This is a genomic window from Salmonella sp. SA15303, assembly GCF_029962125.1.
Taxonomy (GTDB): Bacteria; Pseudomonadota; Gammaproteobacteria; order Enterobacterales; family Enterobacteriaceae; genus Salmonella; species Salmonella enterica.
On record NZ_CP123924.1, the window covers coordinates 1,950,023 to 1,965,590 of the forward strand.

The window sequence follows — 15,568 nt, forward strand, 5'->3', positions numbered from 1 at the left end:
GATTGTTTTGCACATATATTCGCGCAATATAATGAAACTATAATTGTTATGAATATTTTCTTCAAGATGTTCTCCTTGTATGAATAATAACCCCCTGAAACTTATTTCATGCTATAGAAACAAAGAGTTAATGTAAAGGATGCGAGGAGCATATTCTGGCAGGAGAGAGTTTTCTTCAGTTACCAGTAAGAATAATTTAAGTATTACGAGCGCGTTGTTTTTAATTTGATAATAACGCGCTGATGATTATTAACGATTATATACCCAATAAACCTCAAGATGCGGGAGTGAGCACCTGAAAGTGATCTTTAATTCGGGATGTCAGTGAGTCCGCTATATCCGGCAGCGTCTGGTTAAAAAAGACAGATATTGCGTCCCTGAACTCTCGCGTACTGCTGAAGTAGCGATTATTCCGGGCATGTTCGTTCATTAATTTCCACATTCGTTCTATCGGATTCAGGTTTGGACTGTAAGGGGGAAGGTAATGCAGCCTGATATTTACCACCTCCGCCCAGTCTTTCACTAACTGTGAACGGTGGTAACCTGCTCCATCCGCTGCTCGCTCTTAGCCAGCTGTCAAATTTGCCCATACACCTGCGCCACATACCGCCCACGCCCGTCCCCATGCCCCAGATCCATTGCACGCTCTGCACCGCTTCCTGTGAACGTAAGCCCATCAGCCTCGCCAGTTCCAGCGCCGCCGCCAGTCCCGGAGCTTTCATGCGGGCCGTCTCCAGCACATGATGATAATGTTCCGGCGTGATCGCCTGTCGCGTCCCGCTGCGCGATGCACCAGCCAGACCCAGCGATTTATTAGTCAGCCACTCATGCTCTGCCACCTGTTTACGCCCGGCCTGTTGCAGAACAGCGCGCAGCGAGGCCATTTCATTTTGCAGCGTGCGTTTGCCGATCCCCTGCGCCAACCTTTCATGAATATAGCTTTCAATGTGGCGCACCTTAATCTGCGCAACCCGCTGGATATGGACGTTCAAAGCCCGTAAGTGGTGATCGAAACGCTGCACGATATGAATGCAATCGTTCACCGTTTTATGGCTACCGCCACAGTGCTTTGCCAGTGCCTTCATTTCACCACCTAACTTGCCCATACACTTCTCCTGTGATTTTGAGAACACGAACAGTCTCCGGCGTATGCTCTTTGGCTGCGCCAGAACGATACCTTTACGCCGGAGTGGCAGTTTGTTGAGGTATAGGGAGTTTCAGACTGTACGCGGTACAGGCTGCCTGCGTGAGCAGAAATTCTCCGGGGCATCAGCCCCCCCCTCGGTATCGATCTTTTTCTCTTCTTTCTTGCTGACAGCGGCCCCAAAAAGGCGTGTCAGATTCGGGAATGAACGCCGGAACCCCGAAAACAGGGGCATGGCGCGGTGTAGTGGTTGTGCGTCACTTTGTCGCTTTGCGCGACGAAAGTGACGCACCGGTTGAGTGCCGGGCGCGAAAGATCGCGGATTCTGGCGCAGATTGACGGTCACGCGGCAGCAAAGCCGGACGTCTTTGCAGGCCGCAGCCCGTAAAGTAAAAGGCGCTGATGTGGTAACAGGTGCCGGGTGGAATCGCTTCCGTCACGGTGCAGCATTGACCAGAGATCTGGCGCAGGTACCATCGAGATACTCTTTCAGTTCTTTGGTACCGAACGTGTCGATAGCCCGCTGAGCTGCGCCAAGATTAGACGCCAGCTTGTCACCGCCAATGTCTTTATCGGCTTTAACTGCCGCAGCCCAGTCTTCTGTTTGCTTCTGCCATGACTCCGCTTGCTGTTGTTGCACTCCCGCCAGCACTTTCGGATAGACGTCCACCAGCTTCTGCGCCTGCTCCTGCGTCAGGTTCAGTTCACGCGCCACTGGTTCGAACTGCGCCAGCGCGCTGGTATCGAGTTCCTGACCTTCAGGGGCGGTGAACGCGTATTTCTCCGGCGCGCCGGGCGGCGTTTCTTCTTTCGGTGGAGTGGGCTTATTGGGAGCGGCGGGTGGATTTTCTGACGGTTTTCCTGTACCCGGATCGGTCTGCGTGCCGCCAGCGGTATCGGTTAATGCCATAGGAGGGGGCTCCATTTACTCAACGAACCGTGAGGCCCGATTAAGCCCCAAAAACTATGGATGTCAAAAAAACCCGGCAAACCTTATCAGATCAACCGGGTAAAGATAATTTCTTGTTTTTTAAACGTCTCCGGACTCGCCAGGATGTCCCGAAACTAAAATCTGGCTCCTCTGACTGGACTCGAACCAGTGACATACGGATTAACAGTCCGCCGTTCTACCGACTGAACTACAGAGGAATCGTGTGAACGGGGCGCATAGTAACGATGTGCGATCGGCTTGTCAAAGGGGGAAATAAGGTTGCGCGTTTGTTTGCTGACAAAAACAACAAAGCGTTGAAGTTTTGATCTAATTCCTACTTTGCTCCGGCATGGCGCAACTTTGTCTGTAATTGCACAAGTCAAATGCTGTGACCTTACCGCAATGGCTATGTACCAGCGTCTGATGAAACGTGAAAAACTGGCAGGCACTTGGCAAATAATTCTGAGACATAACGCCGTAGAGATTAAGGGCAGGGAGTAGAATGAACTTTAGACGTGAAATATTTTGTGAAAATGGTTGATACAGGCAGTCTGACGCCGGTAGCGGAAATGGCAGATAAATTTCTGGTGCAGGCGAAAAGTTTTCCGTCAATATCATAGGCAGAATTATGGTGCATCAGCTTTTGGCGACGACACGGGACGAGCGGGTTTTATCGCGCTTTTCCTGAAGGATTTTTTCATCAGCCTGTTTTTTGCGTTCGGGTCAATCCCCTGATCCAGCAGCCTTTTGACCTCGTCACGGCGTTGTCTGGCATCAGCAAGAGAAACCGCAGGGTAAACCCCAATAGAAAACACCTTCTGTTTGCCATTAAAGCGATAGCCTGACTGCCAGTATTTTGAATCGATAGAGGCCAAACCCGTCAGCGAGCTTGACGGCCTTTTCCGCTGGTCTGGCATTTTTTACTTTAGTATCAGTCAGTGACATGACGGTTCCCTCCGCGTGCTGGTAAAACGCAAATCGAACCAGCTTTACCAGCAAAAGGGTATAGCTTCGAGTGGTTTTTAGTAAACGAGAGTGAACCTGAAGAAGGGGTTAATCAGTTGATATAAATGCAGAAAGCAGACGTCAGTGAACGTCTGCTTCCCTAAATTTGGCTCCTCTGACTGGACTCGAACCAGTGACATACGGATTAACAGTCCGCCGTTCTACCGACTGAACTACAGAGGAATTGTTTCAACGAGGCGCATAATACTGGGCCGGCTATAACGTGTCAACAGTAAAATTAACGCGCCAATTCAATTGGTTAATTAACCCACAAAGTGAGGAATTAATGTTCGGATTCCTCGCCGTAGTCGCCTTCGGCAGCGCTTACCCGTAAGCGCTGAGAAGGATCCTGGCGATAGAACTGGCAAAAACGCTGCCATAGTGCCGGGAAACGTGGAGCAAACAGTTCTGGCGCGCTGAAAAAATACTCTGACAACACGGCAAAACATTCAGCAGGGTCGGTGGCGGCATAGGCATCTATACTGGCAGCGCTTTCGCCAACAAGATCGATTTCATCCTGAATATTATTCATTGCCGCGTGGAGATCGTGTTCCCAGCCAGCCACATCGCGCAACGGGATGAAAGGGATGCCGCTGGCGCGATCGCCATTACGCATATCCAGTTTGTGCGCGACTTCATGAATAATGAGATTGAAACCCGAAGCATCGAACGAGTCCTGGATATCCAGCCAGTTCAGAATAATGGGCCCTTGTTGCCAGCTTTGCCCCGACTGTACGACACGCTGGCTGTGCACCAGACCTATGTCATCTTCCCATTCATCATCTACCACAAAGGGCGCGGGATAAATGAGCACTTCATGAAAACCATCAAGCCACTCAATACCGAGCTCCAGGATCGGTAAGCAAAAAATTAACGCAATACGTGCACTTTTTAACGAGTCGAGCTCAAATCCCTGTAGCGCTACCAGTCTTTTCTGCTGCAAAAAACGTTCGGCTAGCGCAATAAGCCGAGCCTGTTCTTGCGCGGTGAGGTTTACCAGAAGAGGTATAGCCAGCGCATCATCCCACGGCCAGTCTTCGTTCTGGGTTATTTCTTGTGCTTTCCAGGGCCACTTAATCATCGTTTTGCTCGTAAACTCGTCACTTGAACAAAATTACCCGAATAGGGTCTGTTAAAATGCCAAATTACCTGGCATCATTGCAATATACGGAGAGATGCCGGAGCGGCTGAACGGACCGGTCTCGAAAACCGGAGTAGGGGCAACTCTACCGGGGGTTCAAATCCCCCTCTCTCCGCCACAATTCAAACACTTAGCTCATCTTCTTTCAGCGATCAGTCTCACACTTAGAATACACTTAGAATATTCTGTTAGAATATTACGTGAAAAACGTATCGCCATCTTATGCTTTTTCTGCCAGAAGAGGGGGCCAGGGATGGTGTTATTTTTACTTTTCGATCATAAGTCAACTCCTGGTTTTCTGCCCCGCTCTTTCGCCGTACCCCATCTGGATTAATATTGATGTCACTCGCGGCGACTTAACGCCGTCGTCCTCGGTCATCGTCGCACCCGGCCTGTTGCCCGACATGTTCCCCTGTAGACATGGGCGCCGGGCAGAAGATTAATTGCTGTGAGGGAAACGCGCTGGCGCGTGGCGATAACTTACGCTGCGGGACTGTCGACGCTGTACAGAAAATCTGGCCTCCAGGCTGGCTTAAATATGCGCACATGACAATACAACCGGAAAATTTACAAAACCCATAATTTGAACTGAGAGAGAAACTTACAAACGAAGCGACGAAGATTTAAACAGTCGTAGCGACTCCGGTATCTTGCGCGCATGTTCAAATAACACTACTGTATATAAAAACAGTATTCGAGGTATGGATTATGGAATTTTTCAGACCTACAGAGTTGCGCGAAATTATTCCTCTCCCATTTTTCAGTTACTTAGTGCCGTGTGGATTCCCCAGCCCCGCGGCGGACTACATTGAGCAGCGTATCGATCTTAATGAGTTGCTCGTTTCTCATCCCAGCTCAACATATTTTGTCAAAGCCTCGGGGGATTCAATGATTGAAGCAGGCATCAGCGACGGTGACCTGCTGGTGGTGGATAGCTCACGGAACGCTGACCACGGTGACATTGTAATTGCGGCAATTGAAGGAGAGTTCACCGTAAAACGGTTGCAGTTGCGCCCGACAGTGCAGTTAATCCCCATGAACGGCGCCTATCGACCTATACCTGTCGGCAGTGAAGACACGCTCGACATATTCGGGGTGGTGACCTTTATCATTAAAGCGGTCAGTTGATTATGTTCGCGCTCTGCGATGTTAATAGCTTTTACGCCTCCTGCGAAACGGTCTTTCGTCCTGATTTATGTGGCCGACCGGTGGTGGTGTTATCAAACAATCACCCATACACTTTTACTTCCACTCTCTAACTATACACGTTTGACAATGTGAGAATGTCCACTATTGTGTTTACAGACTGAATGAATTGGATATCACCACATGGCAATCGTATACGAGATCAAAACAACAGAAATAAAACCATTCACGTATAGAACCCCTCTAATTACGCCTGATGAAAATGGTGAACTATCTATTAAATACTCTCGACAACAACCTAAGCATATTAAAAAGGTTGTTTTGTTGAATTTGGTTGGTAGAAACACTAATGGCGATATAGTCTCATACGAACCAATGGAACAAGTTAATCGCTTTTTACTAGCACACCACCTAAATGACAATAAGCAAGAGTCAGAACAATACAGTAAAGGCTTAGTTCACTACTTTTCATTCTTATTAGAATTACAGCGCTTGTGGGACTCTGAATACGACGAAGACCTTTACGAAGAATTTATTGATCTGCCTAGACCTAGCTGGGATAAATTCCCATTTAGAAAAAGTGATAAAGCTACGTACCAATACCGAGAGGCTCTAATAAAGGCTGTACTTGAGCCTGACACCCCAAACCATGCGATAGCCAGAACTACAGCAATTGCATATATGGGTGCTGTAGTTAAGTTTTACTCTTTCCACATTAGAAATGGCTACAAGTTTAACAATCCTCCCTTTGAGCACGAGGTTGTTTCTATACAATATCAGGGAGGCAGTACAAGCATCGGTGCCTACTTGAGTAAAGATATACACACAACAGATCTGCGGTTGAATTTAGGAAAATCTAAACGTAATGACGGTGGCGCACTATCATCAGCTAGACGAGATTTAAAACCCCTAACAAATAAAGAATGGCTTGCCGTAGAGGATATTCTCACCAATACACGTCGAGTTATCAAAAAAGTTGCTGGTGAAACAACTACTTCCAACTTATCAATTGAATATTGCCTGTTCTTTCTTGTCGCACGATACACAGGGCTTAGAAAGGAAGAAGTGGCTAGCCTTCACAAAGGTCAAGTGGCAAAGCCTGGTGAAGATAAGAAAGCAATGAAGCTTGGTGTTGGCGGTCAATACGGCTCATTAACAAAAACCGCTGGATCAGGTAATAAATCTAGGCAAACAATCATCCCCACCCGAATTATGCACCTTTTGTACGAATACACTAGAAGTGATAGATATAAGAAGCGTATCTCGAAATTCAAAGAACATTGTGAACTTAAGCGTCAAAAAGGCGAACTAGGATACTTTGATGGGGAGGATGGAGTAGATGATACAAAAGAGTATTTATTCATTAGCCAAACTGGTGTCCCACTTTTCACTAAACTTCCCGAGGCCAACGCCAGATGGAATGAAATTAGAGCCACTGTAAATATATTGTCTGGGTTTAACCTAACAGCAACTATACACAATCTTAGAGCTACATTTGCGGTATCACTTTTTAGGCTCCTTTTGAGGCGTGTAACTCCTGACAAAGCACTTGCTTTAGTGAGTGAGTGCCTTGGGCACGGTGAAGAGTCCGTAACGTTAATATACCTTAAAATCGCTCAAGACGAACCTACAGGCGATGAAATTTATGAAGATATCCTTGAATTTATAGGTGCATTTGAAGATGCTGATATAAGTGGTATGGAGAGCCAATAATGCCAAAACATAATACCAGAAAGAGAAAATATCTACTTCCAGGTAAAAACTTAATAAAAGGCAAGGCCGAAGTTAAAACCTTACATTTAGCCGATATGGTTATATGTGTAAACGGCAGTATTCTTCGTTTTGAAAGGTTTGCTTTTAAAGCCTGTCCAGTATTGTTTCGAGGTTTCAGAAAGGTTGAAACTAGTCAGTTCACTGACATGAAACGAAGCAGTTTTGTGCGTCAAATATACTCTTTGCTAAGTGAGAACGTCACCTCTACCACAGCCTCTAGATATGAAACGCTAATAAAATACGTTAGGTGGGTGGATGATAGTAACGACACTGAATTAATCGATAAAGACATGTTTCACTGGGAACTAATTGATGGATTCATGACATGGTGTGGGAGGCAAAACAGTAAGGGATTACTTTCTCGACCTGTCTGGGGGAGGCACAGAACAAATATTTCATGGCTTTTAAAGCAATTAAATAGGACGCAGGATACCAAAAGACTTCCTAAAATATCAAATGTTTCAGGACACACGACACCCCACAAAAGTCTTGATATTGAGAGAGAATTAAAACCGATCACAAAAAGGTTTTTTAACTCGTACTTTAAGCTTTTAGAACACTATAATGCTGGCACAATGCCTGAAAAACATCCGCTTTATGATAAAGAATTGCTAGAACTAATAGCCCAAAAAAAAGGGATAAAAGGCAGTGACAGAGTTGCCCATTTTGCTGCGTTTTCAAGAGCAGTACAACCCAGCTCAGGGCATAAAAACAACCCCATCACAAAAATAGCAATGATGCTGTGCTATTTGTTTACGGGAATGAATACAACGCCTTTAGCTAAGATGAAAATTTCAGACGTTAATTTCAAAGAGGTGCAGGGTGGAAAGTACATTCTGAATTCCGTGAAAGGTAGAGCTCAACACCAAGAGCAAGATAACGCACTTGGTTTCAGTAAACACGCAAAGGACTTCATTGAAAGCTGGTTAAATGTAGCTAAAAGCATGGCAAATGGTGATAGCAACAGCCCTCTCTTCCCCTACTATAGTAAAGATGGTCAGATAAAGCTTTACTCTGAAATAGGTAGTTCCCCCCATGCAAGCATCAACAAACTATTGACCAGACTGGACTTCCCTAAAATAACCCCTTCAATACTCAGAAAAACCAAAATGGACACTCTGTTTCAAGCAACAGAGTCTGTTTATCTTGTTGCAATGTCGGCAAACAACAGCATTAAAGTTGTTTCATCACAGTATTTATATGGGACATCTGGAGAGCACGAAAAAAAATTAAATGCGGCAATGGATGCTAAATTTTCCAACGCTAAAGGCGTTGATATCAACACCGCAGTTGAAGAGGCTAAATACAAACATTCAAACATTCTTGATCATTATGAGTATGAAGCACTGAGAGAGGGCTCTAACAGGTCTCATGAAGCAAGAACCCCTACAGGGATACGTTGTAATGATAATAAACAAGGTGCTGTAAAAACCATAAATAAAATGCTAGAGCGTATCGGAGTTGAAATGAATTCTGATGAAGAAGCTTGCACCAGCTTTCTTGATTGCTTTGAGTGTGAGCACCATTCATTGGTCTCTGATGTAACAGATATATGGCTAATGATGTCATTCAAGGAAACATTACAAGAGCTTGAAGTAACACCTGCAATTAACTCAATGCCACCTAAGAAAATGAATACACTATTAAACACCATTGAAACTATTCTAGGAGGATTTAGAGATAAATCTCCAGAAAATTATAAGCAAGCCTATGAGCTACAAAAACAAACATCACACCCCTTGTATTCGAATATCTACAGTCTAAATGATCTGCATGAGGTGTTTTCATGATCTCAGTATTAAAACATAATTTAGCTTCAGTACCAGATTATGACGAAAACATACCAGTAAGTAGTTACAGTGATGGCAGTGTTGAAAGCTACATTTTTGATAAAAAGTGGAAGTTTAGCGGCGCTATTCAAGTAGGCGTTGGTGGTCTAACAGATATCTCTTTTTCACGGATTGACATGAAATACCGCAAGTACATTCAGTCCACACTCGCATACATCATGGATGAATATAAACAAAAGAACAAAACGCATCCAACTATCGGACAACTTCAACACTGGAAGAATGGGCTGAAATATATTGTTCAAAGCCTTGGCGAGTGTAACTGGAACCTTCTATCAGACGACAGAATATTCAAGCAATTCAAGAAATCTTTCAGTGAGCTAGCAATTAAAAGGAGCCTTTCTCAAACACTAATCAACAATGTAGTAACCACTTTTGGTCTGCTAAATAGCCTGAACCTGTGCCATAGGATTGTAACGATAAAAAGCTTAAACATACAAAGTATAAAGCCAACCAAGCAATACATTGCAATTCCAACGAATATCTACCAACAAATACTTAATGATGCTATCTCAACAGTAGAGTCACTGCACCCCCATCGTCATGAAATATCGGCTCTTATGAACCGAATTCAGACTATATACGACGAAGAAAAAAATCGAAAAGACAGATCGTCTTCTCTAGGCCAGATAAACGACAGGACTCGTAATAGAATTCGGAAGATAGGTCATAACATTCCTGATTTTAAGCTTACTCGTGACGGCACAAACATTTCTAATATTCTGACTCCCTGTGCGATAGTTTTACTGGCATTTAGCGGTGTAAGAGTTGGAGAGTTAAATAGCTTTACTAAAGATAGTTACGAAGAAAGGGAAGGAGAACACGGCGATAACATATGCTTTTTGAAAGGTGAAACTACTAAAACAGTCAATGGTATTCCTAAAAAAGAAGTATGGCAAACACACCGCATATCTAAAGATGCACTTGAGTTAGCCTATGACTGCACAGCATATCTTCGCACAACCTACATAGATGATGTGAACAAGCAATACACTGAACAAAAGATCAATTTAGATGAGTACAAAAAAACCTTACGGGTGCTAGAGTCTGTATTTCTGCCAGTAACACTAGGAGGCTCTAAAAAGACCAACTACAGCTCAACGGCTGCACGCTCAAAAAACCTCAAGTCTTATTTGGAACAACTAAATATTAAAGCAACAAAAGAAGATGTTGATTCATTCAATACCCTTAACCCTTCATGGCACGGAGAACTCAAAGAAGGTCAATTCTTACCTAAGATCAGTGCTCATGACTTTAGACGAACATTCGCAGTATTCTTTAAGCGTTATGGATTTGGAACAACGTCAACAATCAAGTTTCAATATAAACACAGAAATATAAACATGTCCGAATATTACGGCAAAAACGCCCAACTTCAGTACTTCGAAGATGTCTTATTAGACTCTGACTTAATCCAACTATTGCATGAAGAAGGGGTTAACATTGCAGTCGATATGTTTGATGAAATATACAACGATTCAGAAACGCTAAGTGGGCTAGGTGGAGAACGAATAGCCAAGGATAAGTTTGAAAAACTACGCTCTGGAGACAAGGTATATATGACGCGGACTGAAATTGAGTCCCTAGTTCGCAATGGCACGCTTTCTATTGTCAAGCTACCTACAGGCGGATACTGCACTAATTCGTCTTGCAGTAGAGTGTGTGGTATTGGCGAGTTCTCCGCTGAAATTAAACCATGCGAACATCAGATAATCACAGACAAGGAGGCCAAAAGAACTCAACGTCAAAATAAGCGGCTAATAAATACATTTCGAGATTTGAATAATGGCGACCCTATGATGAAAAGTATACTTATCGGAGTTAAGCAAAAGATAAAAATAAATGAGTCATTGATTATCAACCATGGAATTAAAGTCACAGCCTTTGAGGATAATATCAAAGGCATAATCGCAACCAGTAGAGGTTAATATGAGAAAATCAGGAAAAGCATTAGCGAGATTGCGAGCAGCTTTAGAACGCCTAATTTCGGGCAAGCCACAAAATGTTTCACCTTCAGGTAAATTAACCCTTAATAAAATAAATAACGAAGCTGGACTTGGTAACAGTTACATACACAAATTTAAAGATTTTATTGAAAATGAAGCAAACCCAGCCATTGAGTCGTTTAACGCTAATTACGATCCCGTCAAAGCGAAACTATCACAAAACAAGCAGAATCTAACTGAGAAAGAAAAGCATAAAGCCAGAATGAAGAAAGAAGTCAAACTTAAAGAGCAATACCGCCAAGAGCGAGATGATCTAAAAACTATAAACAAAGAATTAGAAACACAAATTAGTTCTTTGATGTTCAGGCTGTATGAATTACAAGAACAACTTAATGTACAAAATGTTGTGAAGATCTCTCAATAACTATTGCCTTAATGTCGGTGGACAATAAGATCGTGACTCTGACACCAATGTCTGAAACTTTTACATTAAAGATTAAAACTTTTCGGGGTTCATTTGGCTGGTTCTTTTGTGTTTGGACTGCCATTTTATAAAACACGTTTCTGGACAATTTCGAGTTAGAGCTGATGTTCAAAATTGAATTCTTCGCATAAGCAAAATTTAGAAAAAACAATGTTAGAATCCACCACAATCGCTAATGATATTTCAGGCTTTTGCTTAGATCTGTTCCATTCTGACAACTGCAACGTTGGCTATTCCAAGTCCTGTTAGAGTTTCACCGTGTACTTTCTCATCATCAGGGTCATAAAAAGTTACAACCCATTTAGCATCAGGTCTGACTGATTGCTCCAACTTCTTGAAGTAGGGTAAATCTACGTCAGCTAATGAGTGACCGAGAACATATACTTCATCAATATTGCCGAGCTTTGCAAAGAAGTCTTCATTGTTTTTTATGATCTGGTCTGTTCCCTTGAAAGTTGCTGAGAAATACTGATTGACCGCATCCTTACCACGCTCGAATGAGTAGTCATATTGATCAGATTGATATTCCATCCAACGTTCTAAATCTTCATCACTCAATCCTGATGGTGGTTCGGCAGGTTTCTCTTTGAAATTTTCAGGATCAACACCATGACCGAGAATTAACTCATCAATATGTTCATCGGCTTTCCCGTGAATGAATAGCACGTTCTTATCGGGGATTGCGTAGTATTGAGAAAGCGTATCTGTGTAGTTGAATGTGAGGTAAACAGCGTCTCTATCAATGTTTACTGATCGGCTGTGATCAAACTGAGGAAACTGTACAGCCAAAATGAACTCTTTGAATGCTTTATACAGTTCAGTGGTTAGAAGGCCAAGTATTCGCTCCATCTCAATTTCAAGCGTGTATCGGTCTCTGTCTCGAAAGTCATCTGAAGAATAGTTTGGCATTGCATCCATGTTTGCTTCCAAAACTGAATCTTTATCAAGCAGTGACATACTCGTTTCAAATTCAGACCATAAAGGGTCTGACATTGTTGTTGGAAAATCTGGGTCTAAGTCAGCAAACCCGTAATAGTCGAGCAATAGCTCATAAGTTTCCCAGTAGTTATTTTTGAGATAAAGCCCAAAAGATGTATACCTAGTGTCAAGGCCATGATGAACATCAAAGCCATTACCTATTACATATAGCTTCATGTCATTCACCGTTGATATCTAGTTCTTTGAAGCTAATGACTTCGGAGTCATTATCAGTCAGCTCAAAATATGTATCTTGGAAGTAAAACTCTTCAATGTATGCGTTAGCTTTTAATCCATCGGTATAGGCAAGTGTTATGTGGGCAGTGTATGTTTCTTTGTGTTTTACTGTTGACTCATTACTCAAGACGAATACATATTGCTTGTCTTCAGGGTCCCAAGGTGAACGGTCATAATCTGAGAATCGATAATCTGCCGTAACAACCACCTCAAATTCTACTTCGTATTCAGCCCACTCGGCATCGACATTCTGTAAGTTTTTCTTCCCAACATTCACCGAGTTGATTTCTATAGAATTGATAGTCTCATCGAAAGGATCTGCGTTTTCATAGTTGAACTCGCCATCTTCGAGAGCTTGCAGGGCATCCGCTTTGATTTGTTCTAGGAGTTGTTCGAATATTTCATCAGCAAATTTGGCTGGTTCTTCGTACGCTTTGTCGCTTCGAACAATCAAGTCAATTAGGTCATCGACATTTTCAAGATGAATGAAGTTATCTTCTTTCTCACAGAATGATTTCATATCGCCGTCGTCACTAACGATATAGGCTGAATATCCTCTAGCCAAGCTCACCTGTTTAATAGCTTCTAGCGCAAATGCATCAGGAAACTCGTGCTTTTTTGATTCTTTGCCAAAAGGAGGAAGGTTGTTAAAGTAAGCATCAAATACAACTTGAGGGTTAACAGTGCTTACATCAATTGTTTCGACGTAGCCGTTTTCGACGAAATCATCAAATTTTTCACTGATAACAGCATAAATATCATCACCTTTAATCTTGGTGAAGATGCCATGACAATCAAGGTCGGGGGTGTTTCTTAGGAACATCGCATCTCTTTGCATCTTCTTTATCATAGAAGCTGCTTCTTCAGATTTGTGTTTGAGATGGGAGTCGATCTCTTTCCTTGTCACATCAGTAATGAGCAAGTGGATTTTCTCATCCTCAATTAGTTCTTGAAGACGACCAAGAGCGTGTTGCCCAAATTGATAGTTTTTCTTTTCAAAAGCGCTTGTATCGATAAAAACTAGCCTTGTCTGTAATTCCATAATCAATACCTTGAACACATGGTGTAAATTGTCATCAAATAAATTGATAAAACAATTAAGTGGATAACCAACTAATAGCATATTGGCTCATTACAAAAATTCGGGCAAGTAACGAGTTAGCAAGGTGTGATGAGGGATAGCTTTAAATGTTTTGGGGGCAAAGGCGTGTTGGCCTAGATCACAAGTTTGCGGAGACCAGCTTCAGCACGTCCTAGGATAAAAGTTACTTCGAGGTTCAGTTCTTCTATTTGTCTTCGGATAATGCCTAGCAATACAACTGGCTAGAGATCCTCATCGTTCAAATCTAACTAAGTGACAAAACCCAGCGTATCACTTCACTTCAAATCAAAAAAGAAGTTGAAGAATTGAAGAACTATCACTATCATTTTTGCCATTCTTCATAATATTTTCAATTGGTTAGAAGGCGATTAGAGAATGAGAAACGTTGTTAGTGACGATAAAATCAGTGATTTTCGAGACTTAGTTAACTCAAACTCTAGCTTTGTGTATCAAATATACAAAGATAAAGGTGGTAAGAATCTTTTTAACCTCGTTTGCTCTGCTATGGATTGGATCTCTGTCTCTGTTCGCCACTTAGAAAATGCGCCTGAGTTTGACAAGAACATAGATAGTAGATGTATGCAGGTCTACTCTCTGATCTCTTCAATAGACCTTATTTTCGAGTCAATAAAACAACTCCATCGAGTGTTTATAACTGATAAGAAAGATCCGTTTTATGGTGAAAAGAAATGTTTCAAAGATCGCCTCTTCGCTAATGAAGATGATAATAATTATTTTAAAACTATCAGGGCGTGTTTCGGTGCTCACCCCGTAAATCTGAATCAAGAAAACTCAAAGCGTTTCGCAAGTTGGCCATTTCAAAGTCATTTCAACACTGGCGATTTGAGTGTTCATTTGTACAGTCGAGATGTGGGTAAAGAAGACCTAACGTTAAACCTCAATATCAATGAGCTGTTGGAATTTCTCAGAATTCGATATGAGTATCTTGATGTTATTGCTGATAGGATTGAAACGCTGTTTGTTGAGTATCAACACAAACTTTCAAAAGAAAAAATTGAGACTAAATTAGATCCTTTAGAACAACTCTATGTTCTTCGTACTGAGTCAGAAAAACGATTAGATAACGATTACTATAACGGGGAGATTGACGACCTGATTATGATTTTTGAAGCGGAAGTAACTGACGCTGACCTTGTACCATTGGCTGATAAGTATAAAGAATCCCTCCTACCTCTGATTGAAGAGATTAAGACGAACCTTCAAGAAATGAACATCGTTGACCTAGCAAACGATAGTGAGCTGAGAATAAGATCTGAACTTGATAAAGAGTTACGTTATGAACTTGGTAAGTTCTACACTTGGGTTCACGGTGGCAGGTACGATCCGCTACTTGAATACTATTTTGAAAGGTTTAACGCTTCTACTGACGGTAAGTTCAAGTTCACCAAAACTGATGACATCAAACTTACGTTTCTTAAAGCAAAGCTCATGCTAACTGAATAGTGTGAACAAATTGGCTCAGCTTTTATCTTTTGCTGTTCATTACTTTTTGTATATCAAAGTTACCTCAACATCACTGTTTGAACTTTGGGTTGTAACTCATAATGGGGCAAAAGTGTGTTTCAAACTTTGTTGGCACACTTATCTAAGATAGCCATGTTGATAAAGCATAAGTTTCGATCTTTATTGTCACAATCACCACTCGACGACTACGAACCAATCTGGCATGCGAGACTGAGAAGTTTTAGACATTAATGTTATGCCACACTTAATTGTTGAGAATTAATGAGCCCCATATTAAAAAATTCTCAACTTATTGCTTCATATCGGTGAGAATTACACAAATCAGGCTACAGGCTTTGTTCAGAAA

At 42.3% G+C, this 15,568-nt stretch carries 11 protein-coding genes, 3 tRNA genes and 4 pseudogenes; 9 read left to right on the forward strand and 9 right to left on the reverse strand.

The features are described 5' to 3' along the window. Positions 1 to 274: 274 nt before the first annotated feature. A pseudogene (locus tag QEN31_RS09390) lies at positions 275 to 553 on the reverse strand (transposase); the annotation flags it as partial. A gap of 85 nt (positions 554 to 638) precedes the next feature. Beyond that, positions 639 to 1,106 (reverse strand): annotated as a pseudogene (locus QEN31_RS09395) (phage integrase N-terminal domain-containing protein); the annotation flags it as partial. A gap of 242 nt (positions 1,107 to 1,348) precedes the next feature. Between QEN31_RS09395 and QEN31_RS09400 the strand changes: the two are divergent. Next, entirely contained in the window at positions 1,349 to 1,483 is a 135-nt protein-coding gene (locus tag QEN31_RS09400; protein WP_001524547.1) for a hypothetical protein, read from the forward strand. 97 nt (positions 1,484 to 1,580) lie between these two features. Here the strand turns inward: QEN31_RS09400 and QEN31_RS09405 are convergent, their stop codons facing one another. From QEN31_RS09405 to mtfA, 5 genes and pseudogenes are all read right to left on the reverse strand, one after another. After that, a complete protein-coding gene (locus QEN31_RS09405; RefSeq protein WP_001219015.1) occupies positions 1,581 to 2,054 on the reverse strand; it encodes a peptidase in 474 nt (157 codons plus the stop codon). Positions 2,055 to 2,217: 163 nt separating this feature from the next. After that, a tRNA-Asn gene (locus QEN31_RS09410) sits at positions 2,218 to 2,293 on the reverse strand. 421 nt (positions 2,294 to 2,714) lie between these two features. Beyond that, a pseudogene (locus QEN31_RS09415) lies at positions 2,715 to 3,020 on the reverse strand (Arm DNA-binding domain-containing protein); the annotation flags it as partial. Between the two features lie 167 nt (positions 3,021 to 3,187). Continuing rightward, positions 3,188 to 3,263 (reverse strand) — tRNA-Asn (locus QEN31_RS09420). Between the two features lie 100 nt (positions 3,264 to 3,363). Continuing rightward, a complete protein-coding gene (gene mtfA / locus QEN31_RS09425) occupies positions 3,364 to 4,161 on the reverse strand; it encodes a DgsA anti-repressor MtfA (RefSeq protein ID WP_000598920.1) in 798 nt (265 codons plus the stop codon). 88 nt (positions 4,162 to 4,249) lie between these two features. On the opposite strand from mtfA, the gene QEN31_RS09430 reads away from it, so the two are divergent. The 7 genes and pseudogenes from QEN31_RS09430 (at position 4,250) to QEN31_RS09460 (ending at position 11,360) form a co-directional block, all read left to right on the forward strand. After that, positions 4,250 to 4,339 (forward strand) — tRNA-Ser (locus QEN31_RS09430). Between the two features lie 590 nt (positions 4,340 to 4,929). Next, on the forward strand, positions 4,930 to 5,349 hold the full coding sequence (locus QEN31_RS09435) for a translesion error-prone DNA polymerase V autoproteolytic subunit (protein ID WP_000394196.1): 420 nt from the start codon (positions 4,930 to 4,932) through the stop codon (positions 5,347 to 5,349). A gap of 2 nt (positions 5,350 to 5,351) precedes the next feature. Beyond that, positions 5,352 to 5,450: pseudogene (locus tag QEN31_RS09440) on the forward strand (Y-family DNA polymerase); the annotation flags it as partial. A gap of 100 nt (positions 5,451 to 5,550) precedes the next feature. Further along, positions 5,551 to 7,080 carry a tyrosine-type recombinase/integrase gene (locus QEN31_RS09445; RefSeq protein WP_001459668.1) on the forward strand — a complete coding sequence of 510 codons (1,530 nt, stop codon included), beginning with the start codon at positions 5,551 to 5,553 and terminating at the stop codon, positions 7,078 to 7,080. Beyond that, positions 7,080 to 8,930, forward strand: a complete 1,851-nt coding sequence (locus tag QEN31_RS09450; RefSeq protein ID WP_099949651.1) for a hypothetical protein — start codon at positions 7,080 to 7,082, stop codon at positions 8,928 to 8,930. The genes QEN31_RS09445 and QEN31_RS09450 overlap by 1 nt, the downstream gene beginning before the upstream one ends. After that, positions 8,927 to 10,918 (forward strand): hypothetical protein, encoded by a 1,992-nt coding sequence (locus QEN31_RS09455; protein ID WP_011264069.1) that lies wholly within the window; start codon positions 8,927 to 8,929, stop codon positions 10,916 to 10,918. The genes QEN31_RS09450 and QEN31_RS09455 overlap by 4 nt, the downstream gene beginning before the upstream one ends. 1 nt (position 10,919) lies before the next feature. Next, the gene (locus QEN31_RS09460; RefSeq protein ID WP_099949652.1) at positions 10,920 to 11,360 is read left to right on the forward strand and encodes a hypothetical protein; all 441 of its coding nucleotides are present in this window, start codon (positions 10,920 to 10,922) and stop codon (positions 11,358 to 11,360) included. Between the two features lie 255 nt (positions 11,361 to 11,615). Here the strand turns inward: QEN31_RS09460 and QEN31_RS09465 are convergent, their stop codons facing one another. Then, positions 11,616 to 12,575 carry a bacteriophage abortive infection AbiH family protein gene (locus QEN31_RS09465; protein ID WP_011264071.1) on the reverse strand — a complete coding sequence of 320 codons (960 nt, stop codon included), beginning with the start codon at positions 12,573 to 12,575 and terminating at the stop codon, positions 11,616 to 11,618. Position 12,576: 1 nt separating this feature from the next. Beyond that, positions 12,577 to 13,677: a PIN domain-containing protein gene (locus QEN31_RS09470; protein ID WP_031619804.1), complete on the reverse strand. Its 1,101-nt coding sequence runs from the start codon at positions 13,675 to 13,677 to the stop codon at positions 12,577 to 12,579. A gap of 435 nt (positions 13,678 to 14,112) precedes the next feature. Here QEN31_RS09470 and QEN31_RS09475 point away from each other — a divergent pair, with 435 nt between their 5' ends. Then, complete coding sequence (locus QEN31_RS09475; protein ID WP_001459672.1) at positions 14,113 to 15,201, forward strand: hypothetical protein; 1,089 nt, start codon at positions 14,113 to 14,115, stop codon at positions 15,199 to 15,201. The last annotated feature ends 367 nt before the right edge of the window (positions 15,202 to 15,568 follow it).

What these genes read in the sequence shown, in the direction of transcription:
- QEN31_RS09400 (WP_001524547.1), top strand. Translation starts at nt 1,349, where the DNA reads ATGAACGCCGGAACCCCGAAAACAGGGGCATGGCGCGGTGTAGTGGTT.
- QEN31_RS09405 (WP_001219015.1), bottom strand. Translation starts at nt 2,054, where the DNA reads ATGGCATTAACCGATACCGCTGGCGGCACGCAGACCGATCCGGGTACA.
- mtfA (WP_000598920.1), bottom strand. Translation starts at nt 4,161, where the DNA reads ATGATTAAGTGGCCCTGGAAAGCACAAGAAATAACCCAGAACGAAGAC.
- QEN31_RS09435 (WP_000394196.1), top strand. Translation starts at nt 4,930, where the DNA reads ATGGAATTTTTCAGACCTACAGAGTTGCGCGAAATTATTCCTCTCCCA.
- QEN31_RS09445 (WP_001459668.1), top strand. Translation starts at nt 5,551, where the DNA reads ATGGCAATCGTATACGAGATCAAAACAACAGAAATAAAACCATTCACG.
- QEN31_RS09450 (WP_099949651.1), top strand. Translation starts at nt 7,080, where the DNA reads ATGCCAAAACATAATACCAGAAAGAGAAAATATCTACTTCCAGGTAAA.
- QEN31_RS09455 (WP_011264069.1), top strand. Translation starts at nt 8,927, where the DNA reads ATGATCTCAGTATTAAAACATAATTTAGCTTCAGTACCAGATTATGAC.
- QEN31_RS09460 (WP_099949652.1), top strand. Translation starts at nt 10,920, where the DNA reads ATGAGAAAATCAGGAAAAGCATTAGCGAGATTGCGAGCAGCTTTAGAA.
- QEN31_RS09465 (WP_011264071.1), bottom strand. Translation starts at nt 12,575, where the DNA reads ATGAAGCTATATGTAATAGGTAATGGCTTTGATGTTCATCATGGCCTT.
- QEN31_RS09470 (WP_031619804.1), bottom strand. Translation starts at nt 13,677, where the DNA reads ATGGAATTACAGACAAGGCTAGTTTTTATCGATACAAGCGCTTTTGAA.
- QEN31_RS09475 (WP_001459672.1), top strand. Translation starts at nt 14,113, where the DNA reads ATGAGAAACGTTGTTAGTGACGATAAAATCAGTGATTTTCGAGACTTA.